The 20,861-nt window shown below is 55.2% G+C and carries 23 protein-coding genes, 2 pseudogenes and 1 riboswitch; of the genes and pseudogenes, 9 read left to right on the forward strand and 16 right to left on the reverse strand.

Features of this window, described 5'->3' with window-relative positions; genetic code table 11:
• The first annotated feature begins 7 nt into the window (after positions 1-7).
• Genes AC6I8D_RS22935 through crtB form a run of 4 tightly spaced genes read left to right on the forward strand, consistent with a single transcriptional unit; the run spans position 8 to position 4,848 of the window.
• The gene (locus AC6I8D_RS22935; RefSeq protein ID WP_312056397.1) at positions 8-1,300 is read left to right on the forward strand and encodes a glycosyltransferase; all 1,293 of its coding nucleotides are present in this window, start codon (positions 8-10) and stop codon (positions 1,298-1,300) included.
• Positions 1,287-2,447: a lycopene beta-cyclase CrtY gene (gene crtY / locus AC6I8D_RS22940; RefSeq protein WP_312056396.1), complete on the forward strand. Its 1,161-nt coding sequence runs from the start codon at positions 1,287-1,289 to the stop codon at positions 2,445-2,447. Before AC6I8D_RS22935 ends, crtY begins: the two co-directional genes overlap by 14 nt.
• Positions 2,444-3,922, forward strand: coding sequence for a phytoene desaturase (locus AC6I8D_RS22945; protein ID WP_312056395.1), 1,479 nt, complete (start codon positions 2,444-2,446; stop codon positions 3,920-3,922). The genes crtY and AC6I8D_RS22945 overlap by 4 nt, the downstream gene beginning before the upstream one ends.
• On the forward strand, positions 3,919-4,848 hold the full coding sequence (gene crtB, locus AC6I8D_RS22950) for a 15-cis-phytoene synthase CrtB (protein ID WP_312056394.1): 930 nt from the start codon (positions 3,919-3,921) through the stop codon (positions 4,846-4,848). Before AC6I8D_RS22945 ends, crtB begins: the two co-directional genes overlap by 4 nt.
• On the opposite strand, the gene AC6I8D_RS22955 is transcribed toward crtB, so the two are convergent.
• From AC6I8D_RS22955 to AC6I8D_RS22965, 3 genes are all read right to left on the reverse strand, one after another.
• Entirely contained in the window at positions 4,787-5,314 is a 528-nt protein-coding gene (locus AC6I8D_RS22955) for a sterol desaturase family protein (RefSeq protein ID WP_312056393.1), read from the reverse strand. The genes crtB and AC6I8D_RS22955 overlap by 62 nt on opposite strands.
• 110 nt (positions 5,315-5,424) lie before the next feature.
• On the reverse strand, positions 5,425-6,441 hold the full coding sequence (gene ahr, locus AC6I8D_RS22960) for an NADPH-dependent aldehyde reductase Ahr (protein WP_497821022.1): 1,017 nt from the start codon (positions 6,439-6,441) through the stop codon (positions 5,425-5,427).
• Positions 6,442-6,604: 163 nt separating this feature from the next.
• Positions 6,605-6,874 (reverse strand): hypothetical protein, encoded by a 270-nt coding sequence (locus tag AC6I8D_RS22965; protein WP_312056391.1) that lies wholly within the window; start codon positions 6,872-6,874, stop codon positions 6,605-6,607.
• A gap of 593 nt (positions 6,875-7,467) precedes the next feature.
• Between AC6I8D_RS22965 and AC6I8D_RS22970 the strand changes: the two genes are divergently transcribed.
• Together AC6I8D_RS22970 and AC6I8D_RS22975 are read left to right on the forward strand one after the other, a co-directional pair.
• On the forward strand, positions 7,468-7,650 hold the full coding sequence (locus AC6I8D_RS22970; protein WP_312056390.1) for a hypothetical protein: 183 nt from the start codon (positions 7,468-7,470) through the stop codon (positions 7,648-7,650).
• Between the two features lie 15 nt (positions 7,651-7,665).
• Entirely contained in the window at positions 7,666-8,079 is a 414-nt protein-coding gene (locus tag AC6I8D_RS22975; protein ID WP_312056389.1) for an ASCH domain-containing protein, read from the forward strand.
• A gap of 20 nt (positions 8,080-8,099) precedes the next feature.
• Here AC6I8D_RS22975 and AC6I8D_RS22980 read toward each other — a convergent pair whose 3' ends face one another.
• From AC6I8D_RS22980 to AC6I8D_RS23010, 7 genes and pseudogenes are all read right to left on the reverse strand, one after another.
• Positions 8,100-9,068: a ThiF family adenylyltransferase gene (locus AC6I8D_RS22980; protein WP_497821023.1), complete on the reverse strand. Its 969-nt coding sequence runs from the start codon at positions 9,066-9,068 to the stop codon at positions 8,100-8,102.
• A 9-nt stretch (positions 9,069-9,077) separates the two neighbouring features.
• Positions 9,078-9,836, reverse strand: a complete 759-nt coding sequence (locus tag AC6I8D_RS22985; protein WP_312056387.1) for a thiazole synthase — start codon at positions 9,834-9,836, stop codon at positions 9,078-9,080.
• Positions 9,837-9,838: 2 nt separating this feature from the next.
• Positions 9,839-10,036, reverse strand: a complete 198-nt coding sequence (gene thiS / locus AC6I8D_RS22990) for a sulfur carrier protein ThiS (protein WP_312056386.1) — start codon at positions 10,034-10,036, stop codon at positions 9,839-9,841.
• Positions 10,026-10,964 (reverse strand): FAD-dependent oxidoreductase, encoded by a 939-nt coding sequence (locus tag AC6I8D_RS22995; protein WP_497821024.1) that lies wholly within the window; start codon positions 10,962-10,964, stop codon positions 10,026-10,028. The genes thiS and AC6I8D_RS22995 overlap by 11 nt, the downstream gene beginning before the upstream one ends.
• A 140-nt stretch (positions 10,965-11,104) precedes the next feature.
• Positions 11,105-11,224: riboswitch (TPP riboswitch) on the reverse strand.
• 153 nt (positions 11,225-11,377) lie between these two features.
• Positions 11,378-11,680, reverse strand: coding sequence for a HigA family addiction module antitoxin (locus AC6I8D_RS23000; protein WP_497821025.1), 303 nt, complete (start codon positions 11,678-11,680; stop codon positions 11,378-11,380).
• A gap of 19 nt (positions 11,681-11,699) precedes the next feature.
• On the reverse strand, positions 11,700-11,969 hold the full coding sequence (locus AC6I8D_RS23005) for a type II toxin-antitoxin system RelE/ParE family toxin (RefSeq protein ID WP_312757677.1): 270 nt from the start codon (positions 11,967-11,969) through the stop codon (positions 11,700-11,702).
• 192 nt (positions 11,970-12,161) lie between these two features.
• A pseudogene (locus AC6I8D_RS23010) lies at positions 12,162-12,323 on the reverse strand (histidine/lysine/arginine/ornithine ABC transporter ATP-binding protein); the annotation flags it as partial.
• Between the two features lie 865 nt (positions 12,324-13,188).
• Here AC6I8D_RS23010 and AC6I8D_RS23015 point away from each other — a divergent pair.
• The gene (locus AC6I8D_RS23015) at positions 13,189-13,395 is read left to right on the forward strand and encodes a hypothetical protein (RefSeq protein WP_497821026.1); all 207 of its coding nucleotides are present in this window, start codon (positions 13,189-13,191) and stop codon (positions 13,393-13,395) included.
• Between the two features lie 908 nt (positions 13,396-14,303).
• On the opposite strand, the gene AC6I8D_RS23020 is transcribed toward AC6I8D_RS23015, so the two are convergent.
• From AC6I8D_RS23020 to AC6I8D_RS23040, 5 genes are read right to left on the reverse strand one after another with little or no spacing between them, the layout of a single operon-like run.
• Positions 14,304-15,083, reverse strand: coding sequence for an ATP-binding cassette domain-containing protein (locus AC6I8D_RS23020; protein ID WP_497821027.1), 780 nt, complete (start codon positions 15,081-15,083; stop codon positions 14,304-14,306).
• Positions 15,080-15,766, reverse strand: a complete 687-nt coding sequence (locus AC6I8D_RS23025) for an ABC transporter permease (RefSeq protein ID WP_312056380.1) — start codon at positions 15,764-15,766, stop codon at positions 15,080-15,082. Before AC6I8D_RS23025 ends, AC6I8D_RS23020 begins: the two co-directional genes overlap by 4 nt.
• Positions 15,767-15,775: 9 nt before the next feature.
• Positions 15,776-16,501 (reverse strand): ABC transporter permease, encoded by a 726-nt coding sequence (locus AC6I8D_RS23030; protein WP_312056379.1) that lies wholly within the window; start codon positions 16,499-16,501, stop codon positions 15,776-15,778.
• Positions 16,502-16,507: 6 nt separating this feature from the next.
• The gene (locus tag AC6I8D_RS23035; RefSeq protein WP_497821028.1) at positions 16,508-17,356 is read right to left on the reverse strand and encodes an ABC transporter substrate-binding protein; all 849 of its coding nucleotides are present in this window, start codon (positions 17,354-17,356) and stop codon (positions 16,508-16,510) included.
• 17 nt (positions 17,357-17,373) lie between these two features.
• The gene (locus tag AC6I8D_RS23040) at positions 17,374-18,561 is read right to left on the reverse strand and encodes a M20 metallopeptidase family protein (RefSeq protein WP_497821029.1); all 1,188 of its coding nucleotides are present in this window, start codon (positions 18,559-18,561) and stop codon (positions 17,374-17,376) included.
• 381 nt (positions 18,562-18,942) lie between these two features.
• Between AC6I8D_RS23040 and AC6I8D_RS23045 the strand changes: the two are divergent.
• Positions 18,943-19,286 (forward strand): annotated as a pseudogene (locus AC6I8D_RS23045) (carboxymuconolactone decarboxylase family protein).
• Positions 19,237-19,617: a zinc-binding dehydrogenase gene (locus tag AC6I8D_RS23050; protein WP_312056375.1), complete on the forward strand. Its 381-nt coding sequence runs from the start codon at positions 19,237-19,239 to the stop codon at positions 19,615-19,617. Before AC6I8D_RS23045 ends, AC6I8D_RS23050 begins: the two are co-directional and overlap by 50 nt.
• Here the strand turns inward: AC6I8D_RS23050 and AC6I8D_RS23055 are convergent.
• On the reverse strand, positions 19,614-20,573 hold the full coding sequence (locus AC6I8D_RS23055; RefSeq protein ID WP_497821030.1) for a hypothetical protein: 960 nt from the start codon (positions 20,571-20,573) through the stop codon (positions 19,614-19,616). The two genes, AC6I8D_RS23050 and AC6I8D_RS23055, sit on opposite strands and share 4 nt — an antisense overlap.
• Between the last annotated feature and the right edge of the window lie 288 nt (positions 20,574-20,861).

The raw sequence follows: 20,861 nt of genomic DNA on the forward strand, positions 1-20,861 counted from the left end.
ATGCTGCATGAGCCACTTTGCGGTGATTGCACCGCCTTTCTTCAGCCATGTTCGCGCGCTTCAGCATCTTAGCCAGGCCCTGATCGCACGTGGCCATCGCGTGACGTTTATCCAGCAGATCGACGTTAAGGCGTTACTGAGCGACAGCAACATCGGTTTCTTCCCGCTGGGATTAGCCAGCCATCCGGCTGGCAGCCTGGCGCAGACGCTGCAACTGGCAGCGCATCCGCTCGGTCCGTCGATGCTGAAACTGATCAACGAAATGGCCCGTACCAGCGATATGCTGTGCCGCGAGCTGCCGGTGGTACTTAATACGCTGGCGGTCGATGGGGTGATCGTCGATCAGATGGAGCCCGCCGGCGCACTGGCAGCGGAAGCGCTGGATCTGCCTTATGTCTCGGTCGCCTGCGCCCTGCCGCTCAACCGTGAAGCTGATTTCCCGCTGGCGGTGATGCCGTTTGACTATGGCACCCGCGATGCGGCCCTGGAGCGTTATCGCGCCAGTGAAAAAATTTATGACTGGCTGATGCGCCGTCATGACCGGGTTATCGCCCAAAATGCCCATGCGCTGGGACTGGCACCGCGGGAAAAACTGCACCAATGTTTCTCCCCACTGGCACAGATTAGCCAGCTGATCCCGGCGTTCGACTTTCCGCGCAAGGCGTTGCCGGATCATTTTCACGCGGTCGGGCCACTGCGCGCCATCCAGCCAGTGTCGTCTTCTGCGCCGCGCTACTTTCCACACGGCGATAAGCCGCGCGTTTTCGCTTCGCTCGGCACGCTGCAGGGACACCGTTACGGCCTGTTCAAAACCATCGTCCGCGCCTGTCAGGAACTGGATGCTCAGCTGCTGCTGGCACACTGCGGTCGCCTGACGCCGTTTCAGGCGGCCAGGCTGGCACGCGCCAGCCAGACGCAGGTAGTGGATTTTGCCGATCAGGCGGCGGCGCTTGCGCAGGCCGATCTGGCGATTACCCACGGCGGCATGAATACCGTGCTGGATGCTATTCAGCATCTGACGCCGCTGCTGGCGATCCCGCTGGCCTTTGATCAGCCTGGCGTGGCCGCGCGCATTGTCTATCACGGCGTAGGACGTCGTGCCTCACGCTTCACCACCAGCCATGCCATGACGCGGCAGCTGCAGGCGCTGCTGGATGACGACAGCTACCGGCAGCAGATGGCCCGGATGCGCAACGCCGTTGCCGAAGCGGGTGGCAGCGCGCTGGCGGCAGAGATTGTTGAGCAGGCGGTGCTGACCCGCAAACCCGTGCTGACCCGGAGGGAGTATGCCGCCGTATGATCTGATTCTGGTCGGCGCCGGCCTGGCCAATGGCTTAATTGCCCTGCGCCTGCGCCAGCAACATCCGTCGCTGCGCATTCTGCTGATAGATGCAGAGCATCAGCCGGGTGCCGGACACACCTGGTCGTTCCACGCCGAGGATCTCAGCGAAACCCAGCACCGCTGGATCGCCCCGCTGGTGGTTCATCACTGGCCGGGTTATCAGGTCCGTTTTCCGCGCCGCACCCGCAGCCTCAACAGCGGTTACTTCTGCGTCACGGCTGAACGTTTCGCCAGGGTGATGCACGATCGTTTTCAACAGGACCTGATGCTGAACACCCGGGTTGAAAGCGTTGCCTCGCGGTCAGTGACGCTGGCCGATGGCCGGATGCTGAAGGCCAGCGCGGTGATCGACGGTCGGGGTTATCAGCCGGATGCAGCGCTACGCATGGGATTTCAGGCGTTTGTCGGACAGGAGTGGCAGCTAAGTCAGCCGCACGGCCTGACCACACCGATCATCATGGATGCGACGGTTGATCAACAGGCGGGCTATCGCTTCGTCTACAGCCTGCCGTTTTCAGCCGACACCTTACTGATTGAAGATACTCACTATATTGATGACGCCACGCTGAGCGCCGATCGCGCCCGGCAGAATATCCGCGACTATGCCGATCGCCACGGCTGGCAGTTAACGCGACTGCTGCGAGAAGAACAGGGTGCGCTACCGATTACCCTGACCGGTGACATTGATGCCTTCTGGCAACAGCGCGATCTGCCGTGCAGCGGGTTACGCGCCGGTCTGTTCCATCCCACCACCGGATATTCATTACCGCTGGCGGTGGCGCTGGCCGAACGGCTATCGCAGATGACCACCTTTAATTCCGATACTCTGCACGCCACGATTCAGCACTTCGCCAGCCAGACATGGCAGCAGCAACGCTTCTTTCGCATGCTGAATCGGATGCTGTTTCTGGCCGGTCCGGCCGAGGGGCGCTGGCAGGTGATGCAGCGCTTTTACGGCCTGCCCGAGGACCTGATTGCCCGCTTTTATGCGGGAAAACTCACTTTGCCTGATCGGCTGCGCATTTTAAGCGGCAAGCCGCCAGTTCCCGTACTGGCGGCGTTACAGGCTGTTATGACTCCTCACCGTCAACAGGCGATGCAATGAAAAGAACCACAGTAATTGGTGCAGGCTTTGGTGGCCTGGCGCTGGCAATCCGCCTGCAGGCCGCAGGTATTCCCACCAGGCTGCTGGAACAGCGCGATAAGCCAGGCGGTCGCGCTTATGTTTATCAGGATCAGGGTTTCACTTTTGACGCTGGCCCGACGGTGATCACCGATCCCAGCGCGATTGAAGAGCTGTTCACCCTGGCGGGCAAAAAACTGTCCGACTACGTTGAACTGCTGCCGGTAAAACCGTTTTATCGCCTGTGCTGGGAATCCGGCAAGGTGTTCAGCTACGACAATGACCAGCCGGCGCTTGAGGCGCAAATCACCGCTTTTAATCCGCGCGACGTTGAAGGCTACCGCCGCTTTCTGGCCTACTCACGCGCGGTGTTTGCCGAGGGTTACCTCAGGCTCGGTACCGTGCCGTTTTTATCATTCCGCGATATGCTTCGCGCCGCGCCACAGCTGGCTAAACTGCAGGCGTGGCGCAGTGTTTATAGCAAAGTCGCGAGCTACATCGAAGATGAACACCTGCGCCAGGCGTTCTCTTTTCACTCGCTACTGGTTGGCGGTAACCCGTTTGCCACCTCGTCGATTTATACCCTGATTCATGCGCTGGAGCGCGAATGGGGTGTCTGGTTCCCACGCGGCGGCACCGGCGCACTGGTGCAGGGCATGGTGAAACTGTTTGAGGATCTGGGCGGTGAAGTGGAGCTGAACGCCAGAGTGGCGCGGCTCGAAACCCAGGATAACAGCATTGCCGCGGTACATCTGCAGGATGGCCGGGTGTTCCCGACCACTGCCGTCGCCTCCAATGCTGACGTGGTGCATACCTATCTCGATCTGCTGAGTCAGCACCCGGCCTCCGCCGCACAGGGCCGGACGCTGCAGGGCAAAAGAATGAGTAACTCGCTGTTTGTGCTCTACTTCGGTCTTAATCATCATCATGATCAGCTCGCCCACCACACCGTTTGCTTCGGCCCGCGCTACCGCGAGTTAATCGACGAGATCTTCAATCGGGACGCGCTGGCTGATGACTTTTCACTCTATCTGCATGCCCCGTGCGTCACCGATCCGTCGCTGGCCCCGCCGGGTTGCGGCAGCTACTACGTGCTGGCGCCGGTGCCGCATCTCGGCACCGCCAATATTGACTGGGCGGTTGAGGGTCCGCGGCTGCGCGATCGCATTTTTGACTATCTTGAGCAGCATTATATGCCGGGCCTGCGCAGCCAGCTGGTGACCCATCGGATGTTCACGCCGTTTGATTTCCGCGATGAGCTGAATGCTTATCAGGGATCGGCTTTCTCAGTGGAACCGATTCTGACCCAGAGCGCCTGGTTCCGGCCGCACAACCGCGATAAGCACATCGACAACCTCTATCTGGTGGGCGCAGGGACACATCCCGGTGCCGGCATTCCCGGCGTGATAGGTTCGGCTAAAGCAACCGCAGGTTTAATGCTGGAGGATCTGGCTTGAATAATGCGTCATTACTCGATCATGCCGTAGAAACCATGGAGGTGGGTTCGAAAAGCTTCGCTACCGCCTCGAAATTGTTTGATGCCAAAACCCGGCGCAGCGTGCTGATGCTGTACGCCTGGTGCCGCCACTGTGATGACGTGATTGACGATCAGCAGCTGGGTTTCAGCACCGATTCCCCCTCGCTGCAATCACCCGAGCAGCGGCTGGCACAGCTGGAGATGAAAACACGCCAGGCCTATGCCGGTTCGCAGATGCACGAACCGGCATTTGCCGCTTTTCAGGAGGTGGCAATGGCGCACGATATCCTGCCCGCGTACGCCTTCGATCATCTGGCTGGTTTTGCGATGGATGTGCGTGGCGCACGTTATCTGACGCTGGATGATACCCTGCGCTACTGCTATCACGTGGCGGGTGTGGTGGGTTTGATGATGGCGCAGATTATGGGGGTGCGCGATAACGCCACCCTGGATCGCGCCTGCGATCTGGGTCTCGCCTTTCAGCTGACTAATATTGCGCGTGACATCGTTGACGATGCGCAAGTGGGACGCTGTTATCTGCCGGCGACCTGGCTGGCAGAAGAGGGATTGACGACCGAAAACCTGGCCGCGCCTGAACATCGTCCAGCCCTGAGCCGGGTTGCCCGACGGCTGGTGCAGCACGCCGAACCCTATTATCACTCAGCCACGGCGGGCCTGACCGGATTACCGTTGCGCTCGGCATGGGCGATTGCCACGGCGAAGCAGGTTTATCGTAAGATTGGCATGAAGGTTGATGAAGCGGGTCAACAGGCGTGGGATCAACGTCAGTCCACCAGCACACCCGAGAAACTGGCGCTGCTGGTGTCGGCCTCAGGCCAGGCGATTACTTCCCGGCTGGCGCGTCATGCTCCTCGTCCCGCTCATCTCTGGCAGCGCCCGCTTTAGCGCCGTGCCGTTCGCGCAGCGTCGCCTGCAGCTTTGACAGCGGCGGCGCGTAGAGGAAGCCAAACGAGACACAGCCCTCTTTACCGCGCACCGCATGATGCATCCGGTGCGCCATATAGAGACGGCGGAAATAGCCGCGACGTGGAATGTAGCGGAACGGCCAGCGCTGATGTACCAGTCCGTCGTGCACCATGAAATAGAGCAGGCCATAAACCGTCATCCCGGCGCCAATCCACTGCAGCGGCCAGACGCCAACGCTGCCGAGATAGATCAGTAGAATCGCCAGTCCGGCAAACAACACCGCATAGAGATCGTTCAGTTCAAACCAGCCCTTGTGCGGCTCGTGATGTGACAGATGCCAGCCCCAACCCCAGCCATGCATGATATATCTGTGCGCCAGCGCAGCCGTTATCTCCATTCCGATAACGGTGGCCAGAACAATCAGGGCATTCCAAATCCACAACATAGTTTCTCCTGAAGCTGCATCCTGCAAAGTGGCGTAAAGGATTAATTTTAACAGAGTTCAGGAAAAACAGCGGCGCCAGAACCCGGCTGCCGCAAACTATCGCATAACCCTCAAAAATCCGCCTTCAGTACAATGCGATAGTGAGTTTTTCCGGCGCGCAAATGGTCGAGCGCCTGATTGATCTGCGACATCGGGAAATACTCCACCACCGGCGCAATATCAGCGCGGGTCGCCAGCTTTAACAGCGCCCGTAGCTGAACCGGTGAACCGGTGGAAGAACCGCTCAGACTGCGATCGCCCACAATCAGGCTAAAGGCCGGCACGCTGAACGGCGTCATCACCGCACCCAGTGTATGAAATTTTCCATGCGGCGCCAGCGCGCTGAAATAGGGCTGCCAGTCAAGATCGACCGCAACGGTGTTGATGATTAAATCAAACTGTCCCGCCAGCGCATTGAGCGCCTGCGGATCGCGGCTGTCGACCACCTGATTTGCCCCCAGCGCCAGTAATGACGGCGTTTTGTCGCTGCTCGAGGTGAAAGCGGTCACGTCCGCCCCCAGCGCGCGCAAAATTTTGATCGCCAGATGTCCCAGGCCGCCGATACCAATCACCCCGACCTGGCTGAGTGCGGAGATGTTATGCATCAGCAACGGTTTGAACACCGTCATGCCGCCGCACAGCAGTGGACCGGCGGTGGCGGCATCCAGCGCGTCCGGCAGCGGGATCACCCATTGCCAGTTCGCCCGCAGTCGCTCGGCAAATCCGCCGTGATTATTGATGGTGGAGACTTTGCCGCGACGGCAATTAACCTGATCGCCGCCCAGGCAGGCGTCGCAGTACTGGCAACTTTTGGCCGTCCAGCCGATGCCGACGCGCTGACCGATATGCAGCCCTTTGTGCTGAGCACCGTCACCCAACGCTACGATGCGGCCGATCACCTCATGTCCCGCCACCAGCGGATAGGTCGATCCGCCCCACGCATTATCAATCATCGACAGATCGGAGTGACAGATGCCGCAATATTCAACAGCGACCTCAGCGTCGTCAGGCTGCAGCGGACCGGGAGAGTACTCATAAGGCTGTAACGCTTCGCCGGGCTGGAGCGCGGCATAACTTTTAATACCCATTCTCTTTCCTCAATCAACGGATGAAGGCGTCGCAGACCAATACAACTGCAACGTAACCGGCAGCATAGCAACAGACAGCAGTCATAAGCTGCTGTAAATGCGAGGCTTTCATCGGTTAAATGCGGAATTTTACTGCCGCACAGCGGATGCTGCGCGCTGTCAGCTAAAGCGGGTCGTGATTAAGGGGGGTACGGAAGGCGTGGCGCGCCGCGGCCATCAGCTGGCTGGCCGTTACGGTGGTCGGTAATCGCATCAGAATTTTACTCGCCTGCCAATAACACAGCACCATCATCTCATCCTCTTCTTTCTCAGCCAGTTCACGCAGCTTCGCCCGTAAAGAAAGGACGTTTATCGTCTGCTGCTCATCCAGCATGTCAGAGATGGTCTGATTAATAATGTGGTGGAGTGTTTTCCAGGAGAGATCTGTCTGCAAAATTAACCTCTTTTAACGCTCATCGGCTCCGGGCAAGGATTACGGAAATTATCGCAGCAACGGGTCTGCAACGTCATGGCTCTAAAGTCTGGAAATAACTATAGCTGTTTCTGCACGCTTGCGCCGGACGACACCGTCAGAATTCTAAAAGCCGACAAGTTTAAATGCTTTTGGCCATTTTTGTCTCGTTTAAACCGGTCCGAACCGTTTGACTGTCGATTTTTTTAACAATTGCACCGCGTTGTTAACTGGCTGATATGGCGAGCCTTTTACAATTACCCCACCCCTTTCTGGAAGATTCGCAGCAGATCGACGCCAGGTTAAGCCACAGCGTAAAAATTTAGCCTCATTTGACAGTCAGCAGCGTTGGCTACAGGTATTGACGGTCAGAGTGAGGCTATTGGTTGCCGATCCGCGCGGATTTCAGATCCACCTTTCGCTATAGATTAATTTATATAGCGATAGCGGCGCCCATGTTATAAATCGCGGTACGGCTGTCAGGTTCCCGCCTCTTCAGGCCGGTAACGCTATAGAGTCGGTCTTAATCGGCAGCGTGATGGATTAAGAACGGGGCGGCGGGCGAATTCGCTATCGTGATGATCTTTGCCTGTTTTCCGTCGAAGATGCCGGTTAAGCTGTTCAACAATGTGCAGAATGAAGGCGTAGCTACGGTCTGTCTCCTGCCGTGGTTACTGCTGTTTACTTTACCGCTCCCGCTGGCCTGCTTCGCGCTTACCCGACGTCAGGCGCAAAACAGCCGTCAGCGGCAACCCTGAATCGAGGATTTCCTGATGGCAATGACGCTGGAACAACTGCAAGACAAATACCCGGATGCCAACGCGGCAGCGCTCGGTGACTCCCCGGAACTCGCCAGCCAGCTGGCGACGCTGGTGATTGCCGGCAAAAAGGTGGCCAGCTGCGGTTCGCTGCACAGCTGGCAGGATGATGAAGATAAACCTGAGCCGGGCCGTTACAGCATTATCCTCAACGGTGAGCAGCGGCCGGTGTGTGTCATCCGTACCACCGGGCTGTTCCTGACGCGCTTTGACCGCGTGACGCCTGAAATGGCGATGCTGGAAGGCGAAGGCGATCTCAGCCTGGAATACTGGCAGCAGGAGCATCAGCGTTTTTTCCAGCGCGAAGGCTATTTCCATCCCGAGATGGAGCTGGTGTTTGAAACCTTCCAGCTGGTCGAAGTGATCTGAGCCGACCCGGCCAATCCGCGCTACAGGCTGTTTGCCGCCATCAGTGCCAGCCGTGAAAAACCGCGCGCCGTCAGGTTCTCAGCCGCCTGGGCGGCGCGCATCCCGCTGGCGCACACCAGTACGATGCGTTTATCCCGCGGCGGCTGCCAGTCCGCTATCTGCTGCGGCAGGATCCGCTGCACCGCATCTGCCACGCTGACCGGCGCTTCCTCCCGACTACGTAACTCCACGATGCAGTCATCGGCGCTCAGCATCGGCGGATCGATAAACGGTACGCCAGCGCTTTCCGGTTCCGGCGCATCATCAAAACGAAACTGCCGCAGATGCCAGTTGATGAAGTCACAATGGATCATGCAGCCAAGCGGTGACGGCGTCAGCTTAAGCAACAGGCTGAGCGCCATCTGCGCCTGCAACGCGCCCAGCGTGGCCACCGCCGCACCCATCACCCCGGCCGTATTGCAGTTGCCCGCCGCAGTCGGCAACTGTGGAAACAGCGCGCGGTAGCCTGGCGCACCGCCGCAAAAACTGCCGACGTAGCCTTTGCGGCCCAGCACCGATGCACAGATTAGCGGCAGACCGCGCGGCAGACAGGCGTCCGACAGCTGATAAGTAATAGCGAAATTGTCAGCCGCATCGATCACCAAATCGATCGCCTCCAGCGCATCCGGCAGCAGACTGGCACTCAGCACCTGCGGCCGGGCGTCAATCTCGCAGTCAGGATTACGCTGAAGCAGCGCGCGCCGGGCGGCTGAAACTTTAGGCTCGCCGATATCCGCCATGCCATACAAGGTCTGACGATGCAGATTATGCAGCTCAACCCGATCGCCATCGTAGAGACGGATAAAGCCTACGCCCGCCCCGGCCAGCAACGGCAGCACGGTTGACCCAAGCCCCCCCGCGCCGACCACCAGCACCCGCGCCGCGCGTAAGCGTTGCTGCCCCACCTCGCCGATCTCCGGCAGTATGGTTTGTCGCTGATAACGATCCATCACGGCTCCTTAGCTGAACTGTGCCAGCCCAAAAATCGGGGTTGATGCTGCGGCCATATCACGCTGCTCCATCAAACCCGCCTGAAACGCCTGCTGTCCGGCATCAATGGCGGCTGAGAATGCGGCGGCCATGCGCACCGGATCGCGCGCCTTCGCTACGGCGGTATTCAGCAGAATGCCATCAAAGCCCATCTCCATCGCCTGTGCGGCCTGCGAAGGCGCGCCGATGCCGGCATCAATAATCAGCGGCACATCTTTAAACCAGGCTCGCATGCTGCGCAGTCCTTCAATATTGCGCAGCCCCTGCCCTGAGCCAATTGGCGCGCCCCACGGCATCAGCACTTCGCAGCCAGCCTCAAGCAGTTTTTCGCCAACAATCAGATCTTCAGTGGTATAGGGAAAGACCTGGAAACCGTCAGCGCAGAGAATACGTGCCGCCTCGACCAGTGCGAACGGATCGGGCTGCAGGGTATCGGCGTGACCAATCACCTCCAGCTTGATCCACGGGGTGCCGAACAGCTCGCGGGCCATCTGTGCGGTGGTTACTGCCTCTTTCACGGTGTGGCAACCGGCGGTATTAGGCAGAATGCGGGTGTTGAGCTGTTGCAACAGCTCACGGAAAGCGTCGCCCGCGCTGCCTTCGCGCCGCAGACTGACCGTAATAATCTCTGCGCCTGAGGTCTCAATCGCCTGTTGCAGGATGGCGGGCGACGGATAGCCTGCCGTGCCCAGCAAAAATCGTGATGATGGGGTATGTTGATAAAACATGATTATCCTCCCTGCATCGGTGACAGCACTTCGATCTGGTTACCCGCCGCAAGCGGCTGGCTGGCATAGCGGGCGCGCGGCACAAATTCACCGTTGAGCGCCGTCGCGACCGTGGCGGGATCGATCTGCTGCTCCTGCAACAGTTGGTCCAGCGTGCGCGCCGCGGTATCAATGACACGTCCATTCAGTTCAATCTGCATGAATTACCTCCTGAGTCAGTTGCTGCATTAATTGTTCCGCCATCAGCGGCGCCAGCAGAAAACCGTGGCGATAGAGTCCGTTGAGCGAGAAGATCCCGTTTTCATAGCGCACCTCTGGCAGGTTATCGCGGTAAGCCGGACGCAGGCCGGTTCCACTCTCCAGCACCCGCGCCTCGGCCAGCGCCGGATGCAGCGCCCAGGCGGCGCTGAGCAGTTCCATCATCGCGCGCGCGCTGATCGGGCTGCTGTCGTGGCTCTCTACCATGGTGGCACCCAGCATAAAAATGTTGTTGGCACGCGGGACCAGATAACAGGGAAAACGTGGATGAAGCAGGCGGACCGGCCGGGAAAGGTGAAGTTCAGGCGCGTGCAGGATCAGCATTTCGCCGCGCACCGCACGCAGCGCCGGTTGTGCCGCGACGGCGTGAATACCGCGGCAGTCAATAATCTGACCTCCGGGCGCGCCGGGATGAAACGGCACATCAGCCTGGCGCAAACGTTGCGCCAGTTGCCGCAAGGCATGACGCGGATCAAGGTGGGCTTCGGCGGCAAAAAACAGGCCACGGGCAAAGCGATTTTCCAGCGCCGGTTCGACCTCGCCCGGAACCACCCACTGATGGTTGTCGGTCAGGCTGGCGAAGCGGGTCAGCTCACGGCTGTCGCGCGGCGGTGCTACCACCAGCGTCCCGTGCTGCTCCACGCCGTCAACGCGTTTCGCCCACCAGGCCGCCGAATGCTGGCCCCACTCAATCACCTGCGGCGGCGCACTTTCCGCTTCGCACCAGGGTGCCAGCATGCCGCCCGCCCAGTGCGAGGCTGCACGAATTTCAGGCCGGGTGATCACTTCAACCGTTTCGCCCCGCTCTGCCAGCAGTGTGGCGACACACAGTCCGGCCACGCCGCTGCCGAGTACCGACCAGCGACTCATGTTGCCCACCGTGCGGGCGTTACGTCATTCAGAACAGGAGGGTTCATAGTGGCCTCGTCGTAACTACGCGAAGACCCGGGATACCAGAAGGGAAAAAGGCGAGAGCGTTAATCGAGATGCCCTTGCGGCAAGCATCTGCAGAGAGCGGATGCCCGTCTTCCTACGCCAGTATCAACTGGGTCAGGTTCGAAGGGTCGCTAAGCCGCGCAGTGCGCTATTAGCCTCTCAGTCTCTCTGGCGAGACTCCCCTGACGGCTTCTAGTTTTAAGTTAAGCGGGCAGGTTCGTCAAGTGAAGCGCGATGATCAACCGCTACCACTCTGTTTATCTCAGCAGTCGTTGATCAACCCGAGAACGCGGGGTAAAAGTAACGGTCTCTTCAGTGTAAGACCACTGCGCCGCCAGCTGGCTGACTCACTGCGCCGGTGGTTTATCAGCGGGTGTTAATAGTCTGATGCCAGAGAGATCAACCGACGCGCGTGCCCGCTTAAGATCGTAGGTTGCCTGCATTGCCAGCCAGAGCCGGGCGGCAATGCCTGAACCGGCTTCAGGCCGGAGCGCCATTTCAGGGCTGATAGCGGTTTTACCGGCTGCAACCTTGCTCAGCGCCGACGGTGAGACGCCAATATGGCGGGCCAGACTGCGCAGACTCATCGGATGATCGTCGAGGTATTCCGTAATCAAGCCTGCCGGATGGGGTGGGTTAATCATCGTCATCAGTGATAATCCTCAGGGTTCAGAATAGAGGCATCGCCGTCGAAAATTCGAAAGTGATATGCCAGCTAGCACGCACGTTAATCGCGTACAGTTGGCATTTGTCACCTTTCAGTGTGTGAAAGTTAAGCCCCTGAAAGTGACTGAATGGGTTAATTGTCATGGCATTATCCAGCACCCTCAGCCGCAGCATGATCCGACGATTATCCTTTTCCTGCAGACCGCGCGTGTCACCTTTTTGGTATAACTTTTGCAATGCCTTATGCTTCCAGCTTTTAATCACGTTGATCACGCCTGTTTCTCAACGGGAAGCAAGAGAGTGTTTTCCTTCAGGCAACAAAATTGCGTGACCAGCCCAACGATGAGCGGTCCGAAAGGAGTGTCAATATGGCGTCCAGAGCGGTATGTCATAGCGGGCGGGAACGCAGAGGGGCCGCTGAAAGTGGTCTGACCCAATGTCTGCTCCTTTCAGCGGCCCACAGGCTTAACCCGCATTACGCTCAAAGTGGCTGTTAACCAAGGCGCGACAGCGCGGCGAGATGGGATCGAGGAACACCTGCTCAGGATCGAGCGCGGAAGTCGGCTCATCAAACAGAATCGCTTTCGACTGCTGCGCCAGCGCCCGAAAAATTTCCGCGCGCTGCTGCTAATAACGGTGAGTGATTGAATGCATCCCTTACAAAAGGATCGCAATAAATTTGCTGAGCTGTTTGTGGCAAAAACCAACCCTTACTTAAAAATAGTCCTCTGATGTTACGGGATAGTTTATCCGTAATTGCCACATAACTATTGAATGAAGTTTAAAAACAACCAGATTACTTAATTACCGGTTTTAAGGTATGCCTGGCATATCAGGCTATGTTCACGCAACATCGGTTACTCCGTTAGTTATTAATGTTAACGAAACGGCGAAGTCATCGTATATTCCTTCAGGCAACATGACTTGTCATTTTACAATAGGCATTTAAATCTGGCGGAATAATTCTTTTAAATGAAAGCAACCCATCTTCAACATCGGTCAAAAGCGATTAAATTAATAATAAAGTGAGAGGTGATCCACAACGTGACTAATTAAATTTTCTTATAAAAATATTCAGGGGTAGACTATTTTTGACCCCGCAGAGTCATGTTAAAAAGTTATGAAGAACTTATATGAAAGAGATTTTAAGTCATCAGTCAGATTCGCTAGCAGCGGCATAGGCAGACGCAGATGGAAGCGGGCACCATTCAGTCACTAATGGAGGCTTTCGTTCAGGTGAAACCCACACCGGTGGCCATAGCGGAAATCACAATTTACAGTCTTTCCTTTCGCAAAACTCCCCCGTATGGCAGCGGCTCAAGCGCAAGTGGTATCTGGGGGCCTGCCAGCTATGCGCCCCTGGTAATGGCTATAGTGGAAACGGCACCTATGGTTATAATGCAAACGCGCGCCATGCTGGCGATAATCATTAGTCACTAATTTGACAAACTAAGCACGGGAGCCTTTTCCTGTGCTTTCAGGAAAAAAACCAATGCATAAATATATGATTTTTATAGGTAAAAACACCTCTAAAATTATCCGGAAAGAAACTGCTACGACTGAATTCATAAAACAAATGAAACAGCAAGGCTTCAGGAAACACCATATTGAAATTGAAGCCGAAAACGAAAAGGAAGCCGCGGTGAAACTTAATAATTTAATAGCGGGTATCTGGATTCACTCAGAGAGTATTCAGTAAGTTTCGCCATCTCTGCTGCGGTTGTTATTTTAATGGCTTTGATATATATAATCAGAACATGGTAAACCCGATAATAACCAATCCAGATTCAAACCCACGCATTGAAAGATCCATCAATTATAAAATCTATTTAATACCTAAAAATAAATAAGAATGTAATTAAAATAGTTTCACCTGCTTCAGTAAATCAGTAATTTCTGTATTATCACCAACCCCCCTTAAAATTACATGAATTTAACAATCATATACCAACTTCCGGACATCAATCTTTCTAACGAAAGCAAAATTATTGTACCTGATATGCTACATTTTGTCTGGACTGGCGATACTGAGGACTGCTGAACTGATTGGATAATGATTTCAGGCTAACACACCCCGGGGGAATTTATTCCGGCATAACCCGTATCTTTTACGTAGTCATTTCCTTTATGTCTGCATAATGGAACTCGTTAAACTACATTAATAAAATAATTTAACTCAAACTGAATTAAAATTGGCAATAGCGAGAACGAGTTAATTTTCCAGGTCGATGATTTTATCAAACTTATTTTCAGGTCTGGCTTTCGATATAATCCCCTCCCGGCGATCCAATTAATAATGATGCACACGCGGCAAATGGTTTCTCAGGCCGGCTCACTCTCTAAGACAGGCGACTTCACTCTCGATTTTCAACAGAAACTTAAACGTGCTGCTTAACCCACGATAACAAAACACGGATGTTAAAAGTGGGATGGCTGATTTTGGTTTATTCTTTTGGGTTATTTCGCATGATGTCTGACTCTGCCGGAAAAAGCAGCAACGCCGCCCACGTTGATCATCACACGAATTCAGAAGAGTAGCAGGATAACATCGGATCATGAGCGATGAACATTGTCGCCCAGACCCGATGCCGTTAAGGCTCAACGTCCTTAACCCGCATTACGCTCAAAGTGGCTGTTAACGAAGGCGCGACAGCGCGGGGAGATCGGATCGAGGAACACCTGTTCCGGCGCGCCGGACTCTTCAACCATGCCCTGATGCAGGAAAATCGCTTTATTGGAGACTTCGCGCGCAAAGCCCATCTCATGGGTCACGATGATCATGGTGCGTCCCTCTTCCGCCAGACTACGGATCACCCGCAGCACCTCGCCAACCAGCTCCGGATCGAGCGCGGAAGTCGGCTCATCAAACAGAATCGCTTTCGGCTGCTGCGCCAGCGCCCGGGCAATCGCCACGCGCTGCTGCTGACCGCCAGAAAGTTGCGATGGCCAGGCATCGCGCTTTGCATACAACCCCACCTTATGCAGCAACGCTTCAGCCTCTTCCAGCGCCTCTTTGTGACTGCGTTTCTGCACGTGAATCGGTGCTTCAATGATGTTCTGCATCACCGTCTTGTGCGGCCACAGGTTGAAACTCTGGAACACAAAGCCGAGCTGCATCCGCATCAGTTTGATACGGCGACGCTGCTCGCGATTGAGTTTTTCGTCGGCGTTGTCCAGTGTGACCGACACCTCGCCGACCGCAATTTCGCCCGCCTGTGGCACTTCAAGGAAAGGAATGCAGCGCAACAGGGTGCTTTTGCCGGAGCCGCTGGCGCCGATCAGCGAAATCACGTCGCCGTCCTGCGCCATCAGGCTGATGTCGTGCAGCACTTCATGCCCCGCATAACTTTTTCTGAGATGACTCAGCATGATAGTCGGTGCCGTCATGAGCGCGCTCCAAAATAGTAAGGTGATAGACGACGTTCCAGCATCGACACGCCTTTGCTGACCAGCATGGTCAGTATCAGGTAGATAACCGCGGCACTGAGGAACACCTCCAGCGCCCGAAAAGTTGACGAGACTATCGAGTCAGCAATCCCGGTCATCTCCATCAGGCTGATGGTGCTGACCAGCGAGGTGGCTTTAATCATTGAGATAATTTCGTTGCTGTAGGCCGGTAACGCCTGACGAATGGCGATCGGTAAGGTAATGCGGGTAAAGATTTTGTGTGACGCCATACCGGAAACTTTTGCCGCCTCCAGTGACTGCGTACTGACAGCACGCAGCCCGCCCCGCAGAATCTCAGAGGTGTAAGCGGCATCGTTAAGGATCAGCGCCAGCAAGCCGCACCAGTAGGGATCGCGTAGCAGCGGCCAGAACAGGCTTTCGCGCACCGCCGGTAAGCTGCCGAGTCCGTAATAGACCATGAAAATCTGGATTAACAACGGCGTACCGCGAAACAGCCAGACATAGAAACGACAGAACAGACTGCCAATCCGCGTCATGCGCAGCAAATTGAGCAGCAGCGCCAGCAGGCCGCCACCCAGCAGCGATAACAGCGCAAGGTTAACCGTCAGCGGCAACCCTTTCAGCAGCGCCAGCAAGGTTTGCTGTAAAAAAGTGATATCCACGTGGACTCCTTACTCCTTCACGCGCTGTTGACCGCGCATCGCAAATTTTTCCACGTAGCGGAAAACCATGTCAGAACAGGTGGTGATGATCAGGTAGATCACCGCGCCGACGCTGTAGAAGAAAAACGACATCTGAGTGGAGTTGGCCGCAGTAGAAACCTGATTCATGGTTTCGACCAGTCCGGTCACCGACACCAGCGCCGACTCTTTGATCACCGATTGCCACTGATTGCCCATTCCCGGCAATGCGGTGCGCAACGCCTGCGGCACAATAATCCGGCGGAACATCATTAAGCGCCCCATACCGGTGACCGTCGCCGCTTCCAGCGTGCCCTTCGGGATGGCGTAGAACGCGCCGCGAAACACGCCGCTCTGATAGGCACCGGAAATCAGCCCGATGGCAATTGCGCCGGCCACAAAGCCGTTCACCTCAAACGGGCCCGGCAAACCCAGCGCGCTGCCGACGGTCGAGACCACCTGTCGCCCACCGAAATAGAACAGGTAGATCACCAGTAGCTCGGGCACGCCGCGAAACAGGGTGATGTAGCTGGCCGCCAGCCGCTGTTGCCAGCGCGAGCCGGCAATCTGCATCCAGCACAGCACGCTGCCGAGCACCGCGCCCAGTAGCCAGGCACAGAGTGAGACCGTGACGGTGACGGCGGCGGCGTTAAGCAGCACCCCGCCCCATCCTTCGTCGCCAAAGCCCAGTATCTGCCAGTCGATATTCATCAACATCAGCGGTTACGCTTTGGGCGCGACGTCTTCGCCGAACCACTTAATTGACAGTTTGCTCAGCGTGCCGTCTTTGATCATCGAGCCCAGCGCCTGATTCAGCACCTGCTGCAGCTCACTGTTACCTTTGCGCAGGCCAATAGCCGATCCAGCACCCAGTACGCCGCCGGAGAAGCCGTAGCCGCTGCTGCTGATCGACTCAGCGTGTTTTTTCACAAAGGCGTTGAGGTTGGTCCGTGAGGCCATCACCGCATCAACCCGGCCATTCATCAGGTCAGCGAAGGTTTCCGGGCCAGCCTGATAGGTGCGGATGGTGGCCACATCGCCAAGGTATTTTTGCAGGAAATCGGCCTGAATGGTGGCGACCTGTACCGCGATGGTTTTGCCTTTAAAGCTGGTTTTCAGATCATCAATCGCTTTTTTCATGCCCGCTTCATCATCCGCGCTGACCACCGTGCCGCTGCCTGGCAGCGTGGCCAGCGGCGAGGTTTTAGAGGTGACAAAACTGGAGACGCTGACGGTGTACTGATGGGTAAAGTCGATCGCTTCGGCGCGCTTTGGCGTAACGGTTACTGCATCAATCACCGCATCATACTTGCCGTCGATCAGCCCCGGGATCATGCCTGACCATTTCTGGGCGATGATTTCATATTTAAAACCAGCGCGTTTCGCCAGCTCCGCCACCATATCCGGCTCGTAGCCGACAATTTTGCCGCTCGGCGTGGTCTGGTTAAACGGCGGATAGGCCGCCTCGGTAGCGAATTTCAGGGTGCCAAAATCTTTTGCCTGGCTGACCACGGAGGTTGCCAGCAGCGCCACAGTGAGGGAAGCCGCAAACAGACGGTTGTGCATCATCATAAAACCTCATTTTATTATTAACAGAGCAGATCAATCGCAAGACGGCTTAGCGCCTGCGTCCCGGCGGCAATGCTGCGTTCATCCGGTTGATAGTCGGAGTTATGCAGGTGATCGTCACGGCCCGGCGTGGCAGACCCAATGTGGATCTGACAACCCGGCGCCCGTTCGGTAAACAGCGAGAAATCTTCAGCACCGAAGCTGTCGCTGGGCTGCGCGATGATCGGCTTGTCAAACTGGTGCGACAGGATCGACTCCAGCGCATCAATCAGGCGATCGTCATTCATCAACGGCGGGACGCCACGCTGGAAATTGACCTCGACACGCACGTTCTGGGCCAGCGCCACGCCCTCGCACATTCGCTTAAACGCGGCTTCCATATCAGCACGCACCGCCGGTGATTTGGTGCGGATGGTGCCCTGGAACAGGCAGCTGTCGGGGATAATATTGTGGGTAGTGCCGCCCTGAATATGACCGATAGTTAACACTGCGGAGTGGGCCGGATCGCGTTCGCGCGAAATGATGGTTTGTAGCTGACTGATGAGGTGCACGGTAGCGATAATCGGATCGTTGCCCATGTGCGGGCGCGCGGCGTGGGTCGATACGCCATGCACCGTCACGTCGAATTCGTCACTGGAAGCGGTGCTGGCGCCACGGGTCAGCGCCACTTCACCGGCCGCCAGTTCCGGTTTATTGTGCAGGGTGATCGCCCAGTCGATGCCATCCGCCGCACCGTCGGCGATCATCGCCTGCGCGCCGCTGTCCGGTGTCTCTTCGGCTGGCTGGAAAATCAACCGCACCGTTCCTTTCAGCTGCTGACGATAATGCGGCAGGATCGCCGCCACGCCAAGCAGGGTGGCGGTGTGGATATCGTGTCCGCAGGCGTGCATTTTGCCCGGCCAGACGCTGGCAAAAGGCAGCCCGGTCTGTTCATGGATCGGTAAAGCATCCATGTCAGCGCGCAGCAGCAGGGTTTTACCCGGCTCTGCGCCCTGGATATCCACCATCACGCCGCTGCGGCCGATACCGGTTTTTGGCGTCAGCCCCAGCGCCTCTAACTGTTGCGTCACCAGGCTGGCGGTACGCAGCGTATCGAAACCTAATTCCGGGTGGGCATGAATATCACGTCGAATCGCCACTAAATGGGATTCCAGTTGTTCTGTTCTGGCTTTTATTTCCCTGGCCAGCAGTGCTTTATCCTGATTCATAGCAGCCCCGGCAATATTGGGTCGGCATCGTAATGCAGACTCTTTTTTTATGTGATCATGATTTCTGGTATTTGCGACCATTTATTTATTCACAGCACGGCGCAGAAAGCAACGCGCAATAACCGGTCGCAGCCCATTTAAAATCAATAAGATAGGAGCAACCATAGGAAGATTGAATGAGAATCAGGCGGATCAGCAATAATATTAATAATCCGCCAGATAAGATTACTTTCGCTACTTATCGGGTGCCAAAAGTTGCAAGTGAACTGTTGAATTAAAAAAGTCCGTTAATATTTCCGCCAGTTTTTCGGCGGTTGGTCGGGAATAAAATGGCGGTATTTGAGGCAATCCTGACTGCTGACCTGCTCTGCCTGCCGGCTGATGTGGTGCGGACACTGCGCCACCGCCCGCCCGTTTACGCCGAAACTTGCGGATTTTGTTGAGTCCCCGCGGTATTCCGACGTCCGGGCCGACAGTTCGCAGGCCTCTCGCGGTCGCAGCCTGATTTCCATCGCCTGCCTGATTGCGCCTGATCATGCCAATGAGTTGCCTGCGCATCTGCGCCGCGGCGTTGAAAATGGCCTGACCGAAGATGAGATGAGTTGAGTGAGGTGATCACGCATCTGGCCTTCTACGCCGGTTTCCCGGCGGCGATTACCGCCTCCGCTTACGTGAATGCCACGTTCGCAGACAATACCCGGTGCGGACCGGTTAACAGACTATGAAAATGAAGACTTTTCAGCAGTCGTCAATAAATTAACCGACGGTAAGGGTGTCAATCTTATCCTGGACTTCATCGGCGCGCCCTGCTCCGAACGGAATATTCACTCGCTCGATTATGGCGGTCGCCTTATTCAGACTGGCATTATGGCAGGGATTGAAAAAGCAAAAATGCCCCTCGATCGGCTGCTTTACCGGCATCTGCAAATATCTGGCAGAGAATGGGGCCTCAAGGAGAGTTATAGATATTCTATAGACAACCTGACCGGTAGAACCTGGCAGCAACGTTTAAAGTCTGTAAAGCAGCAATATGGACTGCTTACCCTTGTTCATTAATGTAAGCATTGCAAGATCTTTAATTGATTTTTGTCATAGGTATACCAGTACTTTCCCTCAAGAAAACCGGAGGCAGTTAACATCTCTTCCTTACTGAAATCAACAAGAACCCTATCCTGATTTTGCCCCAGGAAAATTACGCTTACCTCAAGGTCTTTTAAATTTGAGCACGGATTTTTTTTGTTGAAATCCAGCTGGTGAGCTAATGAATAGACTTTTTGGTTGAGTACCTCACCATTAAAATTATTATCAACCCAGCCCAGAGCAAAGTAACTAAAAGTGCATGTAAAGAAGATATAAATGGATGCCCCAACGGGAAAATCAATATCGCTGTCTCCGTCCCACTTTGACTTAACGTAAGAAGCGATGTTTATTATGCAAATCATACCTGCAATAGCGAGCAAATAGACAAGGATAGAGATTTTTTTGAATAAAAGATAGGCCACAAGAAAACTTCTTGTAAAAGGGAAAAAGGAGGGATCAATATTAAATATATCATTTATTATTGCTGAGGCCTCAGCAGTACAGTATAAAATCAAACCGGTAAATGATAGAGACAGTATGATTTTTGCTGTTTTAAACCGCCACAGCTCCTTGAATAATAAAGTTCTTTCAATATTAATTCCGATCCATACTGTTGATAGCATGATTGATATAATGTACGCAGGTAATTTTAACGATTCAATAAATTCAGAATCAGAGCCATTGGATGTAGAGAATATAAATACCAATATCGCCACAACGGCCAATATATTAAGCGCAACGGAACAGCCCCATTGCTCACTGTATTTTTCGTTTTCTTTTTCTCTTTTAATAAATAAAACAGTATCACGTATCTCTTTAATAACTTGCTTGGTGGATTTCTCACGCGAATACCTGTAGTGAGCATCCTCGCTCGCATCAAACTCAGCCGCAAGTTTTTTGATAGACTCGGTATTAACTTTCTCATTAGTCATAATGAATAACTCTTGTTCTGATTAAGTGCAGGTTGACTATAAGCCCCCATGCTATTCTTCATGGATAAACGCCGGGATAAGCATCATACCGCCATGGTGTTGACTTCGCCGCCTTTTTTCGAAATTCGATGCCCACAAGTATGCGCAATGATAATCGGCAAGATATACGCTTCCTCTGATTGCTGTATACCAAACCGTTGTCAGAAGAGAAACGTCTGGCGGCGGTAAAATACCCTTAAGGTAAATCAAACCATTCTCTGCAAAAAATATTGATCAGTTTAATGTCCG

It is taken from the genome of Pantoea sp. X-Soil-MYKO-1785, assembly GCF_059730675.1.